This is a genomic window from Konateibacter massiliensis, assembly GCF_900184995.1.
Lineage (GTDB): Bacteria > Bacillota > Clostridia > Lachnospirales > Lachnospiraceae > Lachnotalea > Lachnotalea massiliensis.
Genome location: NZ_LT860099.1, coordinates 1393931 through 1411965 on the forward strand (window position 1 = coordinate 1393931; position 18035 = coordinate 1411965).

An 18035-nucleotide genomic window follows, 5' to 3' on the forward strand; every position below is an offset into this window, starting at 1 on the left:
TTTCTGAACCGCCATATTTTTTTGCAGCTTTAAGCAGCTAAATTATTCTACTTCTTCTTCCTCTTCGTCAAAAAAGTCATCATCAAAATCATCTTCGAAATCGTCCTCGAAGTCTTCTAAGTAATCCGGTGTAAAGAACTTATAAGCGGCATAAGCAATTCCAGCTACGGCTGCAACCGCACCGATAATCGCAAACACCCAGAGAATCGTGTTTTTGCATTTCTTCTCTTCTTCCTGCTTTCTCAATAGTTCATTAACCTTTGACATACTTAACAATTCATCAAGCTTACCCATAATCTGCACGCCCTTTCTCAATTTGCATCATTTTGATACATTCATTTTCATTATTAAAACTTTATTTCCAAATAAGTTTAACCCTTTTTCAAAAACCAATTCTCACTTTATTTATTATACCATTATTTCACTCATTTTACTATAATATATGAAATATAAATCGCAAGTTTTCTCTTACTCAGCCTTTTTCAGCTTCGCAAACGAAGCAAACATCTTCTTCACTCCGGCTATTTCAAAGTTGACTGTGACCTCGTAATCCCTGCCGCCTTCCACGATTGCAGTCACAACACCGCTTCCAAACTTAATGTGCCGCACAGTATCTCCTATGCCATAACTCAAGCCTTCTGCCTTTTTCACCTCAAACATTTTAGGCTCAAACACTTTTGTCTGGAAAGAACTCTTTGCCTGCCGGTAAATATTGGACGTTGGAAGCTCTTGGATTTTTTCCTCCGCTACCTTCGTGTCAATCAGATCATTCGGAATTTCCTTCATAAATCTAGATACTTTATTATATTGCGTTTCGCCTCTAATCATGCGCTGTTTGGCACAAGTCATGGTCAAATGCTCCCTCGCCCTTGTGATGCCTACATAACAGAGTCTCCGCTCTTCCTCAACCTCTGTCGGGTCATCTGAGGTTATCGTCATGTAGCTTGGAAATATTCCATCCTCCATTCCTGCCAGATAAACATTCGGAAACTCCAAACCCTTTGCACTGTGCAGCGTCATCAAAACAACATGATTGCTCTCCTCGTCCAAATTATCGATGTCCGCCACAAGAGCCACTTCCTCCAAAAATCCGCTTAACGTCGGTTCATCCGTTGATTCCTCATAGGTTACAATCTTACTGATCAATTCATCAATGTTTTCAATTCTTGCCCTTGCTTCTTCATCATTTTCAGCCTCAAGCTCCTTTACATAACCTGTTTCCTCAATGATTTCATTCATAATCTCCGATACAGACAAGAACCCCAGCTTACTTCTAAGCACCTGAATAAAGTTCACGAAAGGCTTAATTTTTACCGCACTTTTTCCGAGAGTCGGTATTTCCTCCGCCGCACGGCAGGCATCATAGAAGGTCATCTCATGCTCAAGAGCAAAGTCCTGTATCCTTGTGAGCGTTGTCGCACCGATTCCGCGCTTTGGAACATTAATAATTCTTCTCACGGAAAGGTCGTCCCTTGCATTGTCAATTGTTTTTAAATAGGCAAGCAAATCCTTAATTTCTTTTCTGGAATAGAAGTTAATGCCGCCGACAATTTTATATGGAATATTTGCCAAAATAAATTTTTCTTCAAATGTTCTGGACTGTGCATTCGTTCGGTATAGTATTGCACAATCGTTATATTCGTATTCGCCGTCTGCAACCTTCTTTGCAATGTCGCCGGCGATATATTCTGCTTCTTCGTAGCCGTTCATAAATTGCTTGTAGCCGATTTTTTCACCATCCGCATTGTCCGTCCAGAGTTTTTTATCTTTTCTGCCCAGATTGTTATGTATGACTCCATTTGCCGCATTCAAAATATTCTGCGTCGATCGATAATTCTGCTCCAGTTTTATGACCTTTGCATTGCTGTACACCTTCTCAAAATCAAGGATATTACTGATGTTGGCTCCACGGAATTTATAGATGGACTGATCGTCATCACCTACCACGCATAAATTCTTATACTTGGAGGCAAGCACGCTGATCAGCTGAAACTGTGCCGTGTTGGTGTCCTGATACTCATCGACCATGATGTATTTAAATCTCTCTTGATAGTAATCCAGAACATCCGGGTTATCCTGAAACAATTCCACTGTTTTTGCAATCAAGTCATCAAAATCCAATGCATTGTTATTTTTTAACCTTTTTTGGTACTCCTCATACACCTTTGCGATTTTTTCTCTGGAATAGTCACCCTGTACCTGAAGCCGAAACTGTATCGGACCGATAAGCTCATCCTTTGCCTTGGAAATTGCCCCAAGGAGCATCTTTTCCTTATAAATTTTCGTGTCGATATCCAAGTGCTTGCACACTTCCTTCATAATCGTCTTCTGGTCATCTGCATCGTATATGGTAAAATTATTGTCATAGCCCAGACGGTCGATGTATCTTCTCAAAACTCTCACACAGGTAGAGTGAAAGGTGCTGACCCAGATACTCTCTGAGCCAAAGCCCACGAGGGAATCAACCCTCTCTCTCATCTCTCCTGCCGCTTTATTTGTAAAGGTAATCGCCATGATATTCCACGGATTAATTCCCTTTTCTTCTATTAAATAAGCTATTCTGTGTGTCAAAACTCTTGTTTTACCCGAGCCTGCTCCCGCAAGTATCAGCACCGGTCCTTCGGTCTGAAAAACGGCTTCCTTCTGCTGTGTATTAAGGGTATCATATATACTCATCTTTGCCTCCTGTGAATACGCAGATATACCCGCCTATCCATTTGTTTCATTAATTCAATTTTGTTCCGCAATTGGAGCAGAAATTTGCTCCGCTTGTCTTTGCCCCACAGTTCGGACAGAAATTAGGGATTTCTTGGTCGGACTGTGTACTGTTATGATATGTAGTAGTACTGCTGCTCTTCCACGTACCTGTTCCATTTTCTTGCAGGTCTTGCTGCACCTTATCCAACTCGGCAAATACTTGGTTCATCTGGTTCATCATCTGCTGTCCCATCATCATTCCCATCTGCATATTCATCATATCGCCTGCGATTGTGGAACCGTTGCCTTGCCCTTTTCCCATGCTGTCTGCCATAGCAAACTGCGTATATTTTCCCATGTCGCCCATCATGCTTTGGGAGGCTGCTTTTTCTGCCATCTTTTGTATTTCATCCGGATAGGAAAAACTCTCAATTGCAAATCCTGTGATACCGATACCTATTTTGCACATTTCCATATCCAAATCTTCCATAATTCCTTTGGAAATTTCATAGGCATCTGCCTGCAAATGGAACATATCCCTTCCCCTCTTCATAATCCATTTCATCAAAAGCTGATTCAATACGGCAACAACACGCTCTCTTATGTCATCCACAGAAAACTGCTTTTTAACACCTGCTATTTTATCAATCAGAGCACTATGGTCCGTCACCTTACAGTTAAAATTTCCAAATGCACGAATTGGCATTCCGCCCGGAAGTCCCTGCGCCGGAATATTAATTGCATTTTTCGTCCCCCAATTTATCGTAAATTCCTTTGTATTAATAAACAGCACTTCTGCACGTACTCCACTGTTAAATCCAAAGCGAAAACCTGCTAATGTAGAGAGGAACGGAATAATTTGCGTTTCCATGTCAAACCTTCCCTCATCGGTAAAAATGCCTTCTACTTTACCGTTGTACATAAAAATAGCGTCCTGCCCCTGACGTATGATAAGCTTACTGCCTTTTTTAATTTCTTTATTGTCCCATTTCCAAAAAATGATGTCGTCTCTGTACTCTTCCCATTCTACGACATTCGATAACTGTCCGCCAAATATTCCCATATATGCCTCCTGTACTAACTAGATATGACCAGCAGAAACTATTTTTGTTTCTGCCAGCCCTATTTTAGACTTCCTATTATGTAAAACAAGGTATTCTACGCAGTTTCCCTGTTATAACTTAAATTCCCATTTTTGCCTTTAGTGCTGCTAATTCATCCTCTACCGCACTGTCTGCCTGACCGTCATATTTGTTCATCAGGTCTTTTGTCTCATCCCTGCTTTCGCCGTTAAGCTCCGCCATTGCGTTTGCCTGATCCAACATGCGGTCTGCCTTCGCTTCCATTCTGTCAAAAGCAGAAATACTGTTTGTTGCTCCCTGAATACTCGAGCCAATCTCATTTAATCTTTCCTGCGTCTTTGCCACTGCAACCTTTGCCTTAATCGCATCTTTTCTTGCATTTAGGTCGTTGATATCGCTCACCAGCTTATCATGCATAGTTCTCATCTTAGAAGCATTTGCTGCCGCAACGTCGTATACCTTTTGCATTTCTGTCTGCTTCTGCACTTTCTGTGCCTTTTTCGTCAAGAATGTCTTCGCATCTTCATCATTGCCAGCTAACACTGCCTTTTCTGCATATTTTTGCAGCTTTTCTACCTCGCCGCTGCATTCGTCAAGCTCTCTCTTTGCCCTTGTCTCTTCTGCCATAATAGCAGCCGTTTCAGCCTTTACTTTACCCAAATCACTTTCCAGATTTCTGAGGTATTGATCAATCATCTTTGCCGGGTCCTCTGCCTTATCCAGCAATGCGTTAATGTTCGCTGACATAATGTCACTAAATCTTTTTAAAATACCTGCCATAATTATTTCCTCCTGAACTTCACATGATAAGTAAATTTTGCTTGCTATATAGTATTATATTATACTTTTTCTTCTGTGTCTAATCTTTTGCGAAAGTACTTGTCATCTAGTTTTCAATACTATATAATGTATACGAGGTGATTGAAATGACAATAGACCGTGATGATTTACTAAATAGTATTTTAGAGAGTCTATCTAGAATAGATTATATTAAGCCCGATGAGATACCGAATATCGAGCTGTACATGGATCAGGTTACGACCTTTATGGATTCGCATTTAAAGGCTTCCAAGCGCCATCAGGAGGACAAGGTCTTAACGAAGACAATGATTAATAACTATGCAAAAAACAACCTTCTGCCTCCTCCGGTGAAGAAAAAATATTCCAAAGAGCATATTTTTATGCTTATTTATATTTATTATTTTAAAAATATTTTATCCATCAGCGATATCCAAAGTCTTCTGAAGCCTTTGTCTGAAAAATATTTTTCTTCCGACTCTGCGCTTAGTATGCAGGATATTTATCTGGAGGTATTTGGCTTCGAAGCAAATCAGGTTGATGTGCTTAAGCAGGATATCGTAGATAAATTCAATATGTCCCAGAAGACCTTCGAGGAAGCTTCCAAGGACGATCGTGAATTTTTAACTTTATTTTCCTTTATCTGTATGCTGAGCTTTGACGTCTACACGAAAAAACAGCTTATAGAGAAAATAATTGATCAGCTTTCGGATGATAGTTCCGGTAAGAAAGCCTAGAATCGAATATTTCTAGCATATAAAAAACTTCATTTTATCATAAGACTATGGCTTAATGATAAAATGAAGTTTTATTTTAATTGCTTCTATTTTGCGGATCTACAATTGTTTTATCCTTTTCCAGAATGTGGTGAATGAGCCAGTCGTTCAAGAATTCCAAAATATCTACCAACGCCTCAAGCTGATTGCGGTCCATATTATCAAAATCAATACTTTCCACTTTGTTGATAAATTCTATATGTTCTGCCTTGTGAGATAAAAATTTCTTATAGCCGATGCTCAGCATATAAGCTTCTTCATCTTCAAAATGCTGTACTGCATACTCCTTTAATCGAACAATAAGAGCTACAATATCATCAAACTTATCTACGATAAAGTCATCCTTCAAAAGCATATATGCCTCATCTGCCAAATCAAACAAGCCTTTATGCTGACTGTCAATTTCTTCCACACCTATGTAGTATTCGTCCTTCATTTCGTACATGTTTCCTTCTCCTTTGTATGAACTATTTTTCTGTCTGAACAAAGAATGTGCAGAGCACATTCTCCGCACCTAAGCGGGTTGCGTAGCAACTACTTCCACTCCGCGAGGTATGCCTAAAAAACGCACAAGTCCATTGAACTCCCGCCTCCCTCACCCATGAGGGACTTGGCTGCTTTTTTTGCAAGATGCGTATCATATTTTTGTACCATAAAAAATCCGCAATAATTTTCTATGATACGAAAAACACCTCCCAAGCTTGGAACGGTGTCAGTATCCCTTATTCATTACGAAACATGCCGATTACTCTTCTGTTTCTGCTTCCTCTTCGATTTCAATTCTTGAAAAAACCATATCATACCCGTCATTTCCATAATTTAAGGAACGATTGACGCGGCTGATTGTAGCAGTGGATGCACCGGTCTTCTCAGCAATCTCCAAATAGGTTCTATGCTCTCTTAACATTCTTGCCACTTCAAAACGCTGAGACAACGACAGCAGCTCATTGATGGTACATACGTCCTCGAAAAAGGTATAACATTCTTCTGCATTTTCAAGGCTCAGTATAGCCTGAAACAAATGATCAACTGCTTTTGTTCTTATTGTCTTCCCCATATCCAGTCCTCCTCTTCATATGGTCTATACGAGAATTACTTGTATCTTAACACATTAAAGTTCTAAAGTCCAGTTTAACCTAGCTCTTTAGGTATTTTTTAAGCTCGTCCACAGACCGATTTACAATAAGCTCCTCCGGGAAATTAAGCTCTTCAATCAACTCCAACGCAAGGTCATGTCTTCCCACATCACTGTCTGTATGGGCATCGCTTCCAATCACAATAGACACGCCATGTTTCTTGCACAGCTCCAGCATCTCAATATCATTTCCTCTTGCATTCTGTCTGGCACCCATCGGATTTAAGGAACTGTTATTCAACTCCAGAAGAACGCCATGCTTCTTCGCTCCGAGCACAAGCGCTTCCATGTCAACCGGATATCTGCTGTCATCAGGATGCCCGATGATATTCACATAAGGATTCTTCATTACGTTTAAATATGCCCTTGTATTTTCTTCCATTGTCCCCAAGGCATAACAAGGCGTATGCATGCTGGCTATTACAATGTCCATCTGCTTTAACAAATCCTCTGACAAATCTATATTTCCGTCTGTATCCAATATATTTAATTCCACGCCCAAAAGTAGCTCCACACCGCACATCTGCCTGTTTACTACCTTCAGATTGCTAAAGTAGAAATCATGGCAGGTCCCCGGCATCTGGGGTGCATGCTCCGTGATTGCCAAAAGCTCCAATCCCTTTTCCTTCGCCGCACAAGCCATCTCCCGAATGGTGTTGTAGGCATGTCCGCTTGCTAAAGTATGAGAGTGGGAATCTAACACGTATTTCATATCTTACACTGCCTCCGTAAATGTCTTTCACTCAAGTACATCTTCCATTTATTTAACCTATATATTATATATGAAACTATATAATATTTCAAGACATTCCGCCATGCGTTTTGAAGGCAGCGTTACTATTCAGCCTTTGGCTTCATAGCAACACTTTACCCACAGAAATACTGTTACACAGTATTTCCGGCCTACAAAACTTAGATTTTCTGTGATTTTGCTCACAAAGTGTACCTCGCTGCATCAGAAGCTAAACTGTAACCATTTTCCTCAATAATTTTCGCAATTAATCTCGTAATATCCCTGTGGATAGAAGCAGATTGGGCATATCTCCGGAGCGCAGTCACCCCAGTAAACATTTCCGCAATTAATACAAATCCATACCGTTTCCCTGTCCTTGCAAAATACCCTGCCGTTTTCTACGTTGGATGCCAGCCTCGAAAAACGATAATCATGATGCTTTTCGATTAATCCGACTCCCTCAAACAGTCTGGAAATCTCTTCATATCCTTCCTCTCTCGCCACTCTGGCAAAATCCTTGTACATTATAGTCCATTCATAATTTTCAACTGCAGCTGCAGATTTTAGATTTGTCAACGTGTCATTTAAATTTCCTCCGTTGAGTTCTCGCATCCACATAACTGCATGCTCCTGTTCGTTGTGCGCCGTTTCCTCAAAAATATCCCCTATTTGTATGAAACCCTCCCGTCTTGCCAGATTTCCGTATATGTGGTAATTTACACTGTTATTTCGTTCCCTGTCCAACGCGGCAAGTAGATTTTTATATGTCTGACTATCAGGAAAATCCATTTGATCACTCCATTTTCTATTCCTTCTATTCTATGCATGATGTTGTGATTATTTTCATCTTTTTTCCGCATTATGGGTGGTCATGCACAAATATAATTTTTTTCCATATGATGTAGTACTATCAAAAAAGGAGGAATTTATGAAAAAAAGAAAATGGTATATGATTTTTGCTCTTATACTCTGCATAAGTATGATTGCAGGCTGCGGTGGGGGCAAAACTTCTTCGGGTGCCGCAAAGGACATCACGTTAAACGAGGTGGCACATTCTATCTTCTATGCCCCGCAATATGTCGCAATCGAAAACGGCTACTTTGAGGATGAAGGACTGAATGTAACACTCGTAACCGGTTTTGGCGCTGACAAAACGATGACTGCCGTATTAAGCGGTGAAGCTGATATCGGTTTTATGGGTTCGGAGGCATCCATTTATGCTTACAGCGAAGGTGCAACTGACTATGCCGTAAACTTTGCACAATTGACGCAGCGTGCCGGCAACTTTTTAATTTCAAGAGAGCAAATTGAAAATTTTGACTGGTCCATGATAAAAGGCTCAACTGTACTAGGGGGAAGAAAAGGCGGAATGCCTCAGATGGTTTTTGAATACATTTTGAAAAAGAATGGAATTGATCCTGCCGCAGACTTGACCATTGTCCAAAATATCGATTTTGGTTCGACCGCTGCCGCATTTTCAGGCGGACAGGGCGATTACTCCGTTGAGTTTGAACCATCTGCTACTGCCTTAGAGCAGGAAGGTGACGGCTATGTTGTGGCTTCCTTGGGCGAAAGCAGCGGCTACGTTCCGTATACGGCTTACTGCGCAAAGACCAGCTATATCTCCGAGAACGCTGAGACAATTCAAAGCTTTGTCAACGCTCTTCAAAAAGGTATGGATTACGTCGCAGAACATTCCCCGGAAGAAATTGCAAAGGTCATTCAGCCACAATTTAAGGAAACAGACTTAGATACCATTACCGCCATTGTAACGAGGTATTATGAGCAGGATACATGGAAAGATAATCTTGTATTCGAAGAAGACAGCTTTATGCTGCTCCAGAATATTTTACAAGAGGCTGGTCAGTTGGAGGAGTACGCTCCTTATGAAGCTTTGGTAGACAATACTTTCTCCGAAAAAGCAAAATAGCGCTTATACACAGTATCTACATATATATTTCACACTTTATATATTGTATTCTTTGTTCAGAAATAGTATATTGTATATACAGTTAAGCAAGCTAAGGCTGAAAGGAGTATACTATACATGAAGGAAAAAATAAGACAATACATGGTTGGAAGATATGGTGTAGACGAATTGAGTCGTTTTATTTTAATGTTTGACTGCGTGCTTATGTTTTTTTCATTTTTGATTCGAAGCACTGTTTTAAATTCGATTTGCGTTCTGCTTATTGTGATTTGCTATATTCGTATGTTGTCCCGCAATCACAGTCAACGTTACAGAGAAAATCAGCTTTTCTTAAAATATTCTTCGGTCTGGTTTCAAAACCTTAACCGTTTTAAACAAAATTCAAAGCAACGTATGCATTATCATATTTATAAATGCCCATCCTGTAAACAAAAGATTCGCGTTCCCCGCGGAAAAGGGAAAATTTCTATTACCTGCCCGAAATGCAGGAATGAATTTATTAAGCACAGCTAACAATTCAGCTGTGCTTATTTATTATACCCAGAAATTCGCAGGAATTTCCGGGTATGTAAAAAAGGCACTTCGTGCCAAAATGCGCACCTCGCGAAGCGGAAGCCACTGCTACGCAACCCGCTCGGCACCGAGAATGTGCTTTGCACATTCTTAATCCGCCATCACTTCATAACCGGTTTCCGTCACAAGCACCATAATCTCCCACTGTGCCGACGGTTGATTGTCCTTTGTATATACCGTCCAGTCATCGGTTTCATCTATATAGATATCAGCTTTTCCCATGTTTATCATCGGTTCAATTGTAAATACCATGCCCGGTGCCATCATCATACCGGTATTTTTCGGGATTACATAGCTGACCCACGGGTCCTCATGGAATTCCAAACCGATTGCATGACCGCCGATTTCTCTTACAACAGAGTAGCCGTTTGCTTGTGCATGGTCATTGATTGCCTGTGCTACATCACCTAAAAAGCCCCACGGCTTTACCTGCTCCAGTCCCAAATAGACACACTCTTTTGCCACCTCAACAAGCCTTTTCTTTTCCTCGCTTACCTCACCGATTAAATACATTCTGGAGGAATCGGAGAAATAGCCGTTATAAATAGTGGAAACATCGACATTTACGATATCTCCCTCCTTCAATATTATATCCTCAGACGGTATGCCGTGACATACTACCTCATTGATGGAAACGCACACACTCTTTGGATAGCCGTCATAATTAAGCGGTGCGGCGATCCCTCCCATCTGCGTTGTCTTTTCATGGACAAGTCTGTCAATCTCTTCGGTTGACATGCCCGCCCTAATGTTCTTGCCCACATAGTCCAGTACCGCCACATTAATCTTGCTGCTCTCTCTCATTCTCTCAAGCTGTTCTGGCGTTTTTATCATATCGTGGCTGGGTATCATATGACCTTGTCTGTCTGCTGCCAGCAGTTTCTCGTCAAACCCCTCATGGCATTGCTTATACTTTTTCCCGCTGTCGCACCAGCACATATCGTTTCTTCCTAGTTTGTGTAACATATTCATTCCTTCTTTACTTTATTTTGATTTCCTATGATATAAAACGAAGTGCCGCTGGCGGCACTTCGTAAATTATTTTTTGTCGTCCAAGTCAAAAATCTGCATTTCAAAGTCATCCGAGTCGTCAAAATCGTCCTCGCTATTTTCCAGCTCTTCTTCCTCCTCATACTTCTGTGCTTTTTTCACTTTCTCTTTTTTTGCTTGTTCTTTTTTTTCAAGCTTTGCAGCCTTCTTTAACTCTTTCTTTTCTTTTCTGCTCAGCTTTTCCTCGTAGTCGTCTTCGTAATCGTCTTCATAATCCTCATCGTCATCTTGACCTATGATACCATAATCCGAGTCATCCTCACTGAAGCTCTTTTCTTCCTCATCAAAATCCTCTTCGTCATCCAGAGCAGCATGTCTTTTATCAGACAGGCGGAAAATAAGATTAATCACAGCAAATAAAAGGATTACGCTTATTATGATAAGCGCATAGACAAGCTTCATTCTGCCCTGTATATCCGCGTTGTATTTACTGTTAAGCTCTGCATACATAGTCTGATAGGAATCAGCCGTTTCCAGCGTTTCACCCGTTGCAATATTATAATATCTCTGAACTGTCTTCTCTACAACATCATAGCGATAAAGTCCTTTCGTCCCCTCTGAATTCATTAAATATAAAAGGTAAAATTCAGAACTTTCGCTGGACTGCCATGCCGTCACTGCCACACCGCCGACCGACACCTCTGTCTCCGCAAAGCCGTCCGGAATTGTAACACCTTCCTCAAGGCTTACCACAACATACTCAAAATACGGCGTAACCGGCGCATAAACAGAAAATCCATCTGTCTCCGCATCATATACATAGAAAACATATGGCGCTTCACCTTTCTGGTTTAAATAGAACAAGATTATGCTATCCTTCATAACCGCATCCACTGCAACACCATTATACATATATCCTATATATTCAAAACCTTCCGGAATAATGTCCTGTGTAATCTTGCAGGCATAAAATGGCGTACCAGCAATCTCTACCTCAACATTTTTTCCGGGCGGAGTCACAATTTTCTCTTCCTCTGTCTGTACATCGGTCTGTTCGGCTGTTTCGCCCTCTGCTTCCACGCTTTCCGTGCTGTCAAGAGCCGCTCCGTCACCGGATATCGTTACGGTTGAGGAGCCTACCTTGCTCATCTCTATTGCCGCATCATTACTGTCTTTCACATCATAGCTCGTAATTTTAATACTGCTGGTTGAGCTTTTCAGTGCCTTAAAATTCAATGTAAAAGTCTTAATAGCAGAATCTGCTGTACCCGACAGCTTGATCGTTCCGCTGTCACCCGTTGCTGATGTGCTGTTTTCAAATTCCAAAGCTTCTTTATCGTAGCTTAATTCCATATCTACGGATTTAATCGTGTCGCTTCCTGTTGCTGTAACTTTTACGGTAACTGCAACACTTTCACCTGCCTGTGCGGTCGGGTCTGACAAAGAAATCGTCCCGGTCGCAGCATACGCTGTCGTCTTTGCAAGTGGCACAATCAGCAGACATGCCAAAGCTATTACAATCAATTTTTGAAATGCTTTCATTTTTTCCTCCACTATAGGGCTGCTTCGCCCACGTAATGTTTTATTTTTGCAAACATATTTTTCATAACCTCACACCCCAAACTAACACTAACCGTTTGATTATAACTTATTTTTACCATTTTGAACATACTAAATTTATATAATATATTTTTCCAAGAATCGTACAATTTTATAGAAAAATCGATTTTTTTCTTGTAAAAATTGCGTAAAATATCAATTTACGTCACAAAAAGTTTGTGCTATAATGCCTTTTATGGGTGCTAAAAACAGACAGTTGACATTTGTAACGGAGGTCATTATGGAAGAATTATTAAGAGGATTTGTAAAACGTGCTGATGAACAGATTTGTTTTTATTTTGAAAATAGCGTAAAAAATATCGCAAATTTTATTTTCAATAATAAAAAACCTGACAATGAAGTTATCGTTGAAACAATCTTTGGCAAAGTGTTACTGAAAACAATAGACCACGGCAACCACCTTTCTGGCAAACCAGCCTATGTGCAAAATATCGGAGATTATCTTCTTCAGCTAAAAGAAGGCGATGTTCCAATAGACAGTGTGGATTTTTTTGACTTCTCTGATTTAAACAATCGCGATGAATTCGATTCCAAGGATATAGAAGAAAAAGAATTTGTCAAACTTTATGACGGACATTAAAATGGACATAAAAAAAATGGAAAGAACGAAAAGTTCTTTCCATTTTTGTATCACAGAAAATCCAAATGAACTCCTGCGACATAAGAAAATGCGCACTCATGCAAAATAGATATGCCGGCTATGCCGACTGCATGCGCGCGCGAATGTGCCGAGGCACATTTGTATACGAACAGACAATCCTTGGTAGAGGGTAGCTGTCTGCTGTTACCGGTTGCTTGAGTTAATATGCATCGGGATAGAGTTTTCAAGGCCTGGTGCCTCTACTGATAAGTAGTTTTTCACTAAATTAAACCGATAAGCTGCTGTGGCACAAGCCAGTGCAGTTTCATAGAGCTTTTCTTCCTCCGTCTGCGACTCGATTCTTATTTTTCCCGAATTTACCACTGTAATAAAAATCATATTTATTTTATTCTTGTAATATATTTTATCGTTCGGATATTTGATTACCTTTTCCAGCATAATCGTTGCCGCCGAATCATCCGTAGGTATATAGGAAGCGTTGTAGAGACTTCCTTCACACATAAAGGCTTCCGTATAAATCGGAGCAAAATCATCTTCTGTTTTCTTATATTCCATCATTGTTATTTCCATATCATCTCTTCCCTTCCTTAACTAATCTTTTCTTTACTATAATTATATACAATATCAAAACCATTTATAGTGAAATTATTGCTTGATACCTTGCAAAAAGTGCTATATACTTATCATAACTGTCATGAAATACAATAACAGAGAGGATTCTTATGGATAAGCAAAAACGAACAGGGTATTTAGACCAGAAATTCAAACTGTTTCATTTAAAAGATAAAACAAGCAAGGAATTTGATTTCCACTATCATGATTTTGATAAAATTATTATCTTTTTAAAGGGAAATGTCACCTATTTTATTGAAGGAAAGGCTTATTATTTAAAGCCTTGGGATATTCTGCTTGTCAACCACCACGATATCCACAAGCCGATTATTGACTCTACTCAAGAATATGAGCGCATTATCCTGTGGATTGACAACGACTACATAGCCTCACAAAACGACAGATCCTCGGATATCACCACCTGCTTTAAGCTAGCAGACGAACGAAGCTTTAATCTGATTCGCCTTGATACAAAATTTCAAAACAGGCTGAAATCAATTATTAAAGAGCTGGAGCTTTCTCTGCAATCGGAGGAATTCGGAAGCAATCTGATGAGCCATGCGCTTTTTATTCAGTTTATGGTGTATCTAAACCGGATTTTCCTTGGAAGTCTATATTTAAAAAGTGATGACTCGCTCAAATCCGATAAGCAGATAGAGGAAATCTTAAATTATATTAATGAGCATATCACAGAGGAATTGTCCATCGAATACTTGTCCGAGGCATTTTTCTTAAGCAAATACTATCTGATGCACAAATTTAAAAAGGAAACAGGCTTTACTCTTCACAATTATATTTTACAAAAGCGGCTGATGCACTCCTATCATCTCATTCAAAACGGTGTTCCGGTACTAAAAGCGGCTGAGCAAAGCGGCTTTAACGATTATTCCAGCTATTTGCGTGCCTTTAAAAAACTATTTCACAAGGCTCCTAGCGAAATCTCCTAGTAATTTGAATTATTTCGTATTATAATAGGAGGGATAGAAATATGTGTGAATTATTTTAGGAGGAAAACATGAAAAAAATACTTGATATCATTGAGCAAGAGCTTATTCAGGCTTTTGTCAATTGTGGATATAATGAAAAATACGCCCGCGTTACTCTCTCCAACCGCCCTGATCTTTGCGAATACCAGTGCAATGGTGCTTTGGCTGCCGCTAAGGAGTATAAGAAGGCACCTATTATGATTGCCAACGAAGTACTGGAAAAGCTGTCCGAGAGCACTCTCTTTGAGATGAAGGAAACCGCTATGCCGGGCTTTATCAATTTAAAGCTCTCCTCCGATTTTCTTGCGGGATATTTAAATAAGCTCACAGAAGATGAGCGTCTTGGCTGTGAAAAAGCAGCAAATCCAAAGACCATCATCATCGACTACGGCGGACCTAACGTTGCAAAACCGCTCCATGTCGGTCATCTTCGCTCTGCGGTTATCGGCGAAAGCATTAAGCGCATCGGTAGATTTGTCGGACATAACGTAATTGGGGATGTTCACTTGGGTGACTGGGGACTTCAGATGGGACTTATTATCACAGAATTAAAAGTACGCAAACCGGAGCTTTCCTATTTTGACGAATCCTTCGAGGGTGATTATCCGCCAGCGCCGCCTTTTACCATAGCGGAGCTTGAAGAAATCTATCCTGCTGCCAGCGCAAAGTCCAAGGAGGATGATGCTTACAAGGAAGAGGCCATGCAGGCAACCTTCCTGCTGCAAAACGGACGCCGCGGCTATCAGGCACTTTTAAAGCACATTTTAGATGTTTCCGTGACGGATTTAAAGAAAAACTATGCAAACTTAAATGTGTCCTTTGATTTGTGGAAGGGCGAATCCGATGCTCAGCCATACATTCCTGACATGGTAACATATTTAAAGGACAACAATTACGCCTACCTCAGCAATGGTGCGCTTGTCGTGGATGTTAAGGAAGAAACGGATACGAAGGAAATTCCCCCGTGTATGATTTTAAAATCCGACGGTGCTTCCCTTTATAACACAACTGATTTAGCTACCATTGTGGAGCGTATGAAGCTGTTTAACCCGGACGAGATCATCTATGTCGTAGATAAACGTCAGGAGTTATATTTTGAGCAGGTATTCCGCTGTGCGAAAAAGACAAAGCTGATAGGAGAAAACACCTCCCTGAAGTTTCTCGGCTTCGGCACAATGAATGGAAAGGACGGAAAACCGTTTAAGACAAGAGAAGGCGGCGTTATGCGTCTGGAAAACCTTATCACCAGCATCAATGAGGAAATGTACAAAAAGATTACAGAGAACAAGGAGACAATCTCAGAGGAGGAAGCACGCGCTACCGCAAAAATGATTGCACTGTCTGCTATAAAATACGGTGATTTGTCCAATCAGGCTTCCAAGGATTATGTCTTTGATGTTGACCGCTTTACCTCCTTCGAAGGAGATACCGGTCCATATATTTTATACACGATTGTCCGCATCAAATCCATTCTTGCAAAATATGCAGAAAACGGCGGCGATTTGAGTCAGGCAGCCATCAATCCTGCCAAGACAGACGTAGAAAAAACACTTATGCTCGAGCTTACAAAGCTTAACAGCGTAGTCGAGGCAAGCTTTGAGGAAATTGCGCCGCATAAGATTTGTTCCTATACCTATGATTTGGCAAATGCGCTGAACCGCTTCTACCATGAGACAAAAATTTTGTCTGAGGAAAATGAAGTGACTAAAGCCGGCTGGATTAAGCTTCTGACCCTAACCAGAGATGTTCTTGAAACAAGCATTGATTTGCTCGGTTTTGGAGCACCGGAAAGGATGTAACATGATTAAACTGATTGCCTTTGACCTTGACGGAACAATATGTGATTCTCTTTCGCTCTGCACTCATGCTTTCCGCAAAGCGGTTTCTCCTTATGCGGGCCATGAATTGAGTGACGAAGAAATCTTTCGTACCTTTGGCCTGAATGAAACGGGAATGATAAAAGCCATTATAGAAAAAAATTGGGAAGACGCTTTGCAAGATTTTTACACTTACTATGAAGAATTCCATTACATGTGTACCTCTTGCTTTTCCGGTATTCCCGAGCTTATTGGCTTTTTAAAAGAAAAAGGCATCACAGTTTCCCTGATTACTGGCAAGGGAGAAAAAAGCTGTCACATGACCCTTCAAAAGCTTGAACTTGATAACGCTTTTTCAGACGTGCTGTGCGGCAACGACCACGCCCACAATAAGGCTGAAAATATGCAGCTTTTGATTGATAAATACGCGCTGGCAAAAGACGAATTTTTATATATCGGCGATGCCATCACAGATGTTACCGCTTGCAAAAGTATCGGGATTACTTGCCTTTCTGCTGCTTGGCAGGAAGTGAGCAATGTGGAAAATCTTCGGCTGGAAAATTCTCCTTATGTTTTTGAGAGTGTGGAGGACGTGAGGGAGTTTTTAGCAGAAAGACTCTCATCTGATATTTAAAATAAGGCAGCTACCCATCACGGATAGCTGCCTTATTTTCTCTTCTTAAATACTTCTCTTTATAACCTAAACCAAAACCTTCTCATCCACTGCAAAACCTTTTATATAAGTAAATGCATGTGCCACCGGCGGAATGGCTATAATAATCAGTGTCAAAACACCCTCAGCTCCGATTGTCATACCGTTGTATGCCAGAGAATAGGCAAGCGGTGACATCGTTTCAGGCGCATACATTCCAAAGAAAATGACGCCGGACAAAACCGAGCAGATGTAGCGTCCGATTACGCCCACTGCGTAGCCTTTCAACAGTCCGTGCTTTTTATTGGAAAACAGACCGGAAAGCCCAAGTGCTCCGAATGCAAACATATAATCCAAAAGCATCTGCGGAAGGCTGATAATATAAGGGTCAATGATAAGCTGCAAAAATGCATAGGCAATACTTGTCATAAAACCGATTTTCAAGCCGTACCAGTATCCAATCAGGCAGATAAAGAGCATACTCATCAGTGTGATGGAGCCGCCCATCGGAAGTTTCAAAAATTTGATATTTGAGGTTACAATCGCGAGTGCCATTGCAAGCCCTGCAAATACCATAGATTTGGTATTAATCCGTCTCGTTTGCTCCTTCTTTCCGATAAAACCTGCTGCAATGATAAGTGCTGCTATTACAAGAATCAGCAGCACATAACCTGCACTTGTAATGGAATAGGTAACATCTCCGTCTGCTACTACCTTTGTTACAAAAAATGACATAAAAAAATCCTCCTTAAGTAAATGAACTTGGAGGGGCGTACTTTGGTATTGCTTCCTTACGCCGGTATTACCCGGTTCAAGTCATGAGGGTCCGTACAAATGTACTATCTCAGCCAAAGGCTCCCCTAGCATTAAAATGCTATGTAATTGTTTCACCCCTACTATACTTTGATTTTGGGTAATTGTCAATAACCCCTTAATGATTCTTTAAGAAATTTCACCCTTTCATTCTCCGGCAAAAGAGTTTATAATACTATGGGGTAATGAAAATTACAGAATGTTCCATTACAAGGAGGGA

Annotated in this window: 19 protein-coding genes and 1 riboswitch; of the genes, 7 read left to right on the forward strand and 12 right to left on the reverse strand. The window is 40.6% G+C overall.

Going from position 1 to position 18035, the window contains the following annotated elements; genetic code table 11:
- Positions 1-42 precede the first annotated feature (42 nt).
- The 4 genes from CTY48_RS12225 to CTY48_RS12240 all read right to left on the reverse strand — a co-directional run bounded on the left by CTY48_RS12225 (position 43) and on the right by CTY48_RS12240 (position 4559).
- Complete coding sequence (locus tag CTY48_RS12225; RefSeq protein WP_099468763.1) at positions 43-294, reverse strand: DUF4366 domain-containing protein; 252 nt, start codon at positions 292-294, stop codon at positions 43-45.
- Between the two features lie 174 nt (positions 295-468).
- Positions 469-2676: a DNA helicase PcrA gene (pcrA, locus tag CTY48_RS12230; RefSeq protein WP_099468764.1), complete on the reverse strand. Its 2208-nt coding sequence runs from the start codon at positions 2674-2676 to the stop codon at positions 469-471.
- Positions 2677-2725: 49 nt separating this feature from the next.
- Positions 2726-3760: an SPFH domain-containing protein gene (locus tag CTY48_RS12235; protein WP_099468765.1), complete on the reverse strand. Its 1035-nt coding sequence runs from the start codon at positions 3758-3760 to the stop codon at positions 2726-2728.
- Positions 3761-3878: 118 nt separating this feature from the next.
- Entirely contained in the window at positions 3879-4559 is a 681-nt protein-coding gene (locus CTY48_RS12240; RefSeq protein WP_099468766.1) for a PspA/IM30 family protein, read from the reverse strand.
- A gap of 146 nt (positions 4560-4705) precedes the next feature.
- Here CTY48_RS12240 and CTY48_RS12245 point away from each other — a divergent pair, with 146 nt between their 5' ends.
- Positions 4706-5314, forward strand: coding sequence for a DUF1836 domain-containing protein (locus CTY48_RS12245; protein WP_099468767.1), 609 nt, complete (start codon positions 4706-4708; stop codon positions 5312-5314).
- Positions 5315-5390: 76 nt separating this feature from the next.
- On the opposite strand, the gene CTY48_RS12250 is transcribed toward CTY48_RS12245, so the two are convergent.
- From CTY48_RS12250 to CTY48_RS12265, 4 genes are all read right to left on the reverse strand, one after another.
- Positions 5391-5798 (reverse strand): bacteriohemerythrin, encoded by a 408-nt coding sequence (locus CTY48_RS12250; protein WP_099468768.1) that lies wholly within the window; start codon positions 5796-5798, stop codon positions 5391-5393.
- Positions 5799-6098: 300 nt separating this feature from the next.
- Positions 6099-6410, reverse strand: coding sequence for a YerC/YecD family TrpR-related protein (locus CTY48_RS12255; RefSeq protein WP_099468769.1), 312 nt, complete (start codon positions 6408-6410; stop codon positions 6099-6101).
- 79 nt (positions 6411-6489) lie between these two features.
- Positions 6490-7200: a phosphatase gene (locus tag CTY48_RS12260; RefSeq protein WP_099468770.1), complete on the reverse strand. Its 711-nt coding sequence runs from the start codon at positions 7198-7200 to the stop codon at positions 6490-6492.
- Between the two features lie 270 nt (positions 7201-7470).
- Positions 7471-8010: a rubrerythrin family protein gene (locus CTY48_RS12265; RefSeq protein ID WP_099468771.1), complete on the reverse strand. Its 540-nt coding sequence runs from the start codon at positions 8008-8010 to the stop codon at positions 7471-7473.
- A gap of 139 nt (positions 8011-8149) precedes the next feature.
- Here CTY48_RS12265 and CTY48_RS12270 point away from each other — a divergent pair, with 139 nt between their 5' ends.
- Both CTY48_RS12270 and CTY48_RS12275 read left to right on the forward strand, forming a co-directional pair.
- Entirely contained in the window at positions 8150-9151 is a 1002-nt protein-coding gene (locus CTY48_RS12270; protein ID WP_099468772.1) for an ABC transporter substrate-binding protein, read from the forward strand.
- A 117-nt stretch (positions 9152-9268) separates the two neighbouring features.
- A complete protein-coding gene (locus tag CTY48_RS12275) occupies positions 9269-9664 on the forward strand; it encodes a hypothetical protein (protein WP_236354914.1) in 396 nt (131 codons plus the stop codon).
- 150 nt (positions 9665-9814) lie between these two features.
- Here CTY48_RS12275 and CTY48_RS12280 read toward each other — a convergent pair whose 3' ends face one another.
- Positions 9815-10690, reverse strand: coding sequence for a methionyl aminopeptidase (locus CTY48_RS12280; RefSeq protein WP_099468773.1), 876 nt, complete (start codon positions 10688-10690; stop codon positions 9815-9817).
- 72 nt (positions 10691-10762) lie between these two features.
- Positions 10763-12256 (reverse strand): cohesin domain-containing protein, encoded by a 1494-nt coding sequence (locus tag CTY48_RS12285; RefSeq protein ID WP_099468774.1) that lies wholly within the window; start codon positions 12254-12256, stop codon positions 10763-10765.
- Between the two features lie 298 nt (positions 12257-12554).
- Here CTY48_RS12285 and CTY48_RS12290 point away from each other — a divergent pair, with 298 nt between their 5' ends.
- Complete coding sequence (locus CTY48_RS12290) at positions 12555-12914, forward strand: hypothetical protein (RefSeq protein WP_099468775.1); 360 nt, start codon at positions 12555-12557, stop codon at positions 12912-12914.
- 204 nt (positions 12915-13118) lie between these two features.
- Here the strand turns inward: CTY48_RS12290 and CTY48_RS12295 are convergent, their stop codons facing one another.
- Positions 13119-13505, reverse strand: a complete 387-nt coding sequence (locus tag CTY48_RS12295; RefSeq protein ID WP_099468776.1) for a hypothetical protein — start codon at positions 13503-13505, stop codon at positions 13119-13121.
- Between the two features lie 152 nt (positions 13506-13657).
- Between CTY48_RS12295 and CTY48_RS12300 the strand changes: the two genes are divergently transcribed.
- The 3 genes from CTY48_RS12300 to CTY48_RS12310 all read left to right on the forward strand — a co-directional run bounded on the left by CTY48_RS12300 (position 13658) and on the right by CTY48_RS12310 (position 16984).
- Positions 13658-14494 (forward strand): AraC family transcriptional regulator, encoded by an 837-nt coding sequence (locus CTY48_RS12300; RefSeq protein WP_099468777.1) that lies wholly within the window; start codon positions 13658-13660, stop codon positions 14492-14494.
- A gap of 68 nt (positions 14495-14562) precedes the next feature.
- Positions 14563-16332 carry an arginine--tRNA ligase gene (argS, locus tag CTY48_RS12305; RefSeq protein WP_099468778.1) on the forward strand — a complete coding sequence of 590 codons (1770 nt, stop codon included), beginning with the start codon at positions 14563-14565 and terminating at the stop codon, positions 16330-16332.
- Position 16333: 1 nt separating this feature from the next.
- Positions 16334-16984, forward strand: coding sequence for an HAD family hydrolase (locus tag CTY48_RS12310; protein WP_099468779.1), 651 nt, complete (start codon positions 16334-16336; stop codon positions 16982-16984).
- Positions 16985-17050: 66 nt separating this feature from the next.
- Here CTY48_RS12310 and CTY48_RS12315 read toward each other — a convergent pair whose 3' ends face one another.
- Positions 17051-17737 (reverse strand): energy-coupled thiamine transporter ThiT, encoded by a 687-nt coding sequence (locus CTY48_RS12315; RefSeq protein WP_099468780.1) that lies wholly within the window; start codon positions 17735-17737, stop codon positions 17051-17053.
- A gap of 36 nt (positions 17738-17773) precedes the next feature.
- A riboswitch (TPP riboswitch) is annotated at positions 17774-17874 on the reverse strand.
- Between the last annotated feature and the right edge of the window lie 161 nt (positions 17875-18035).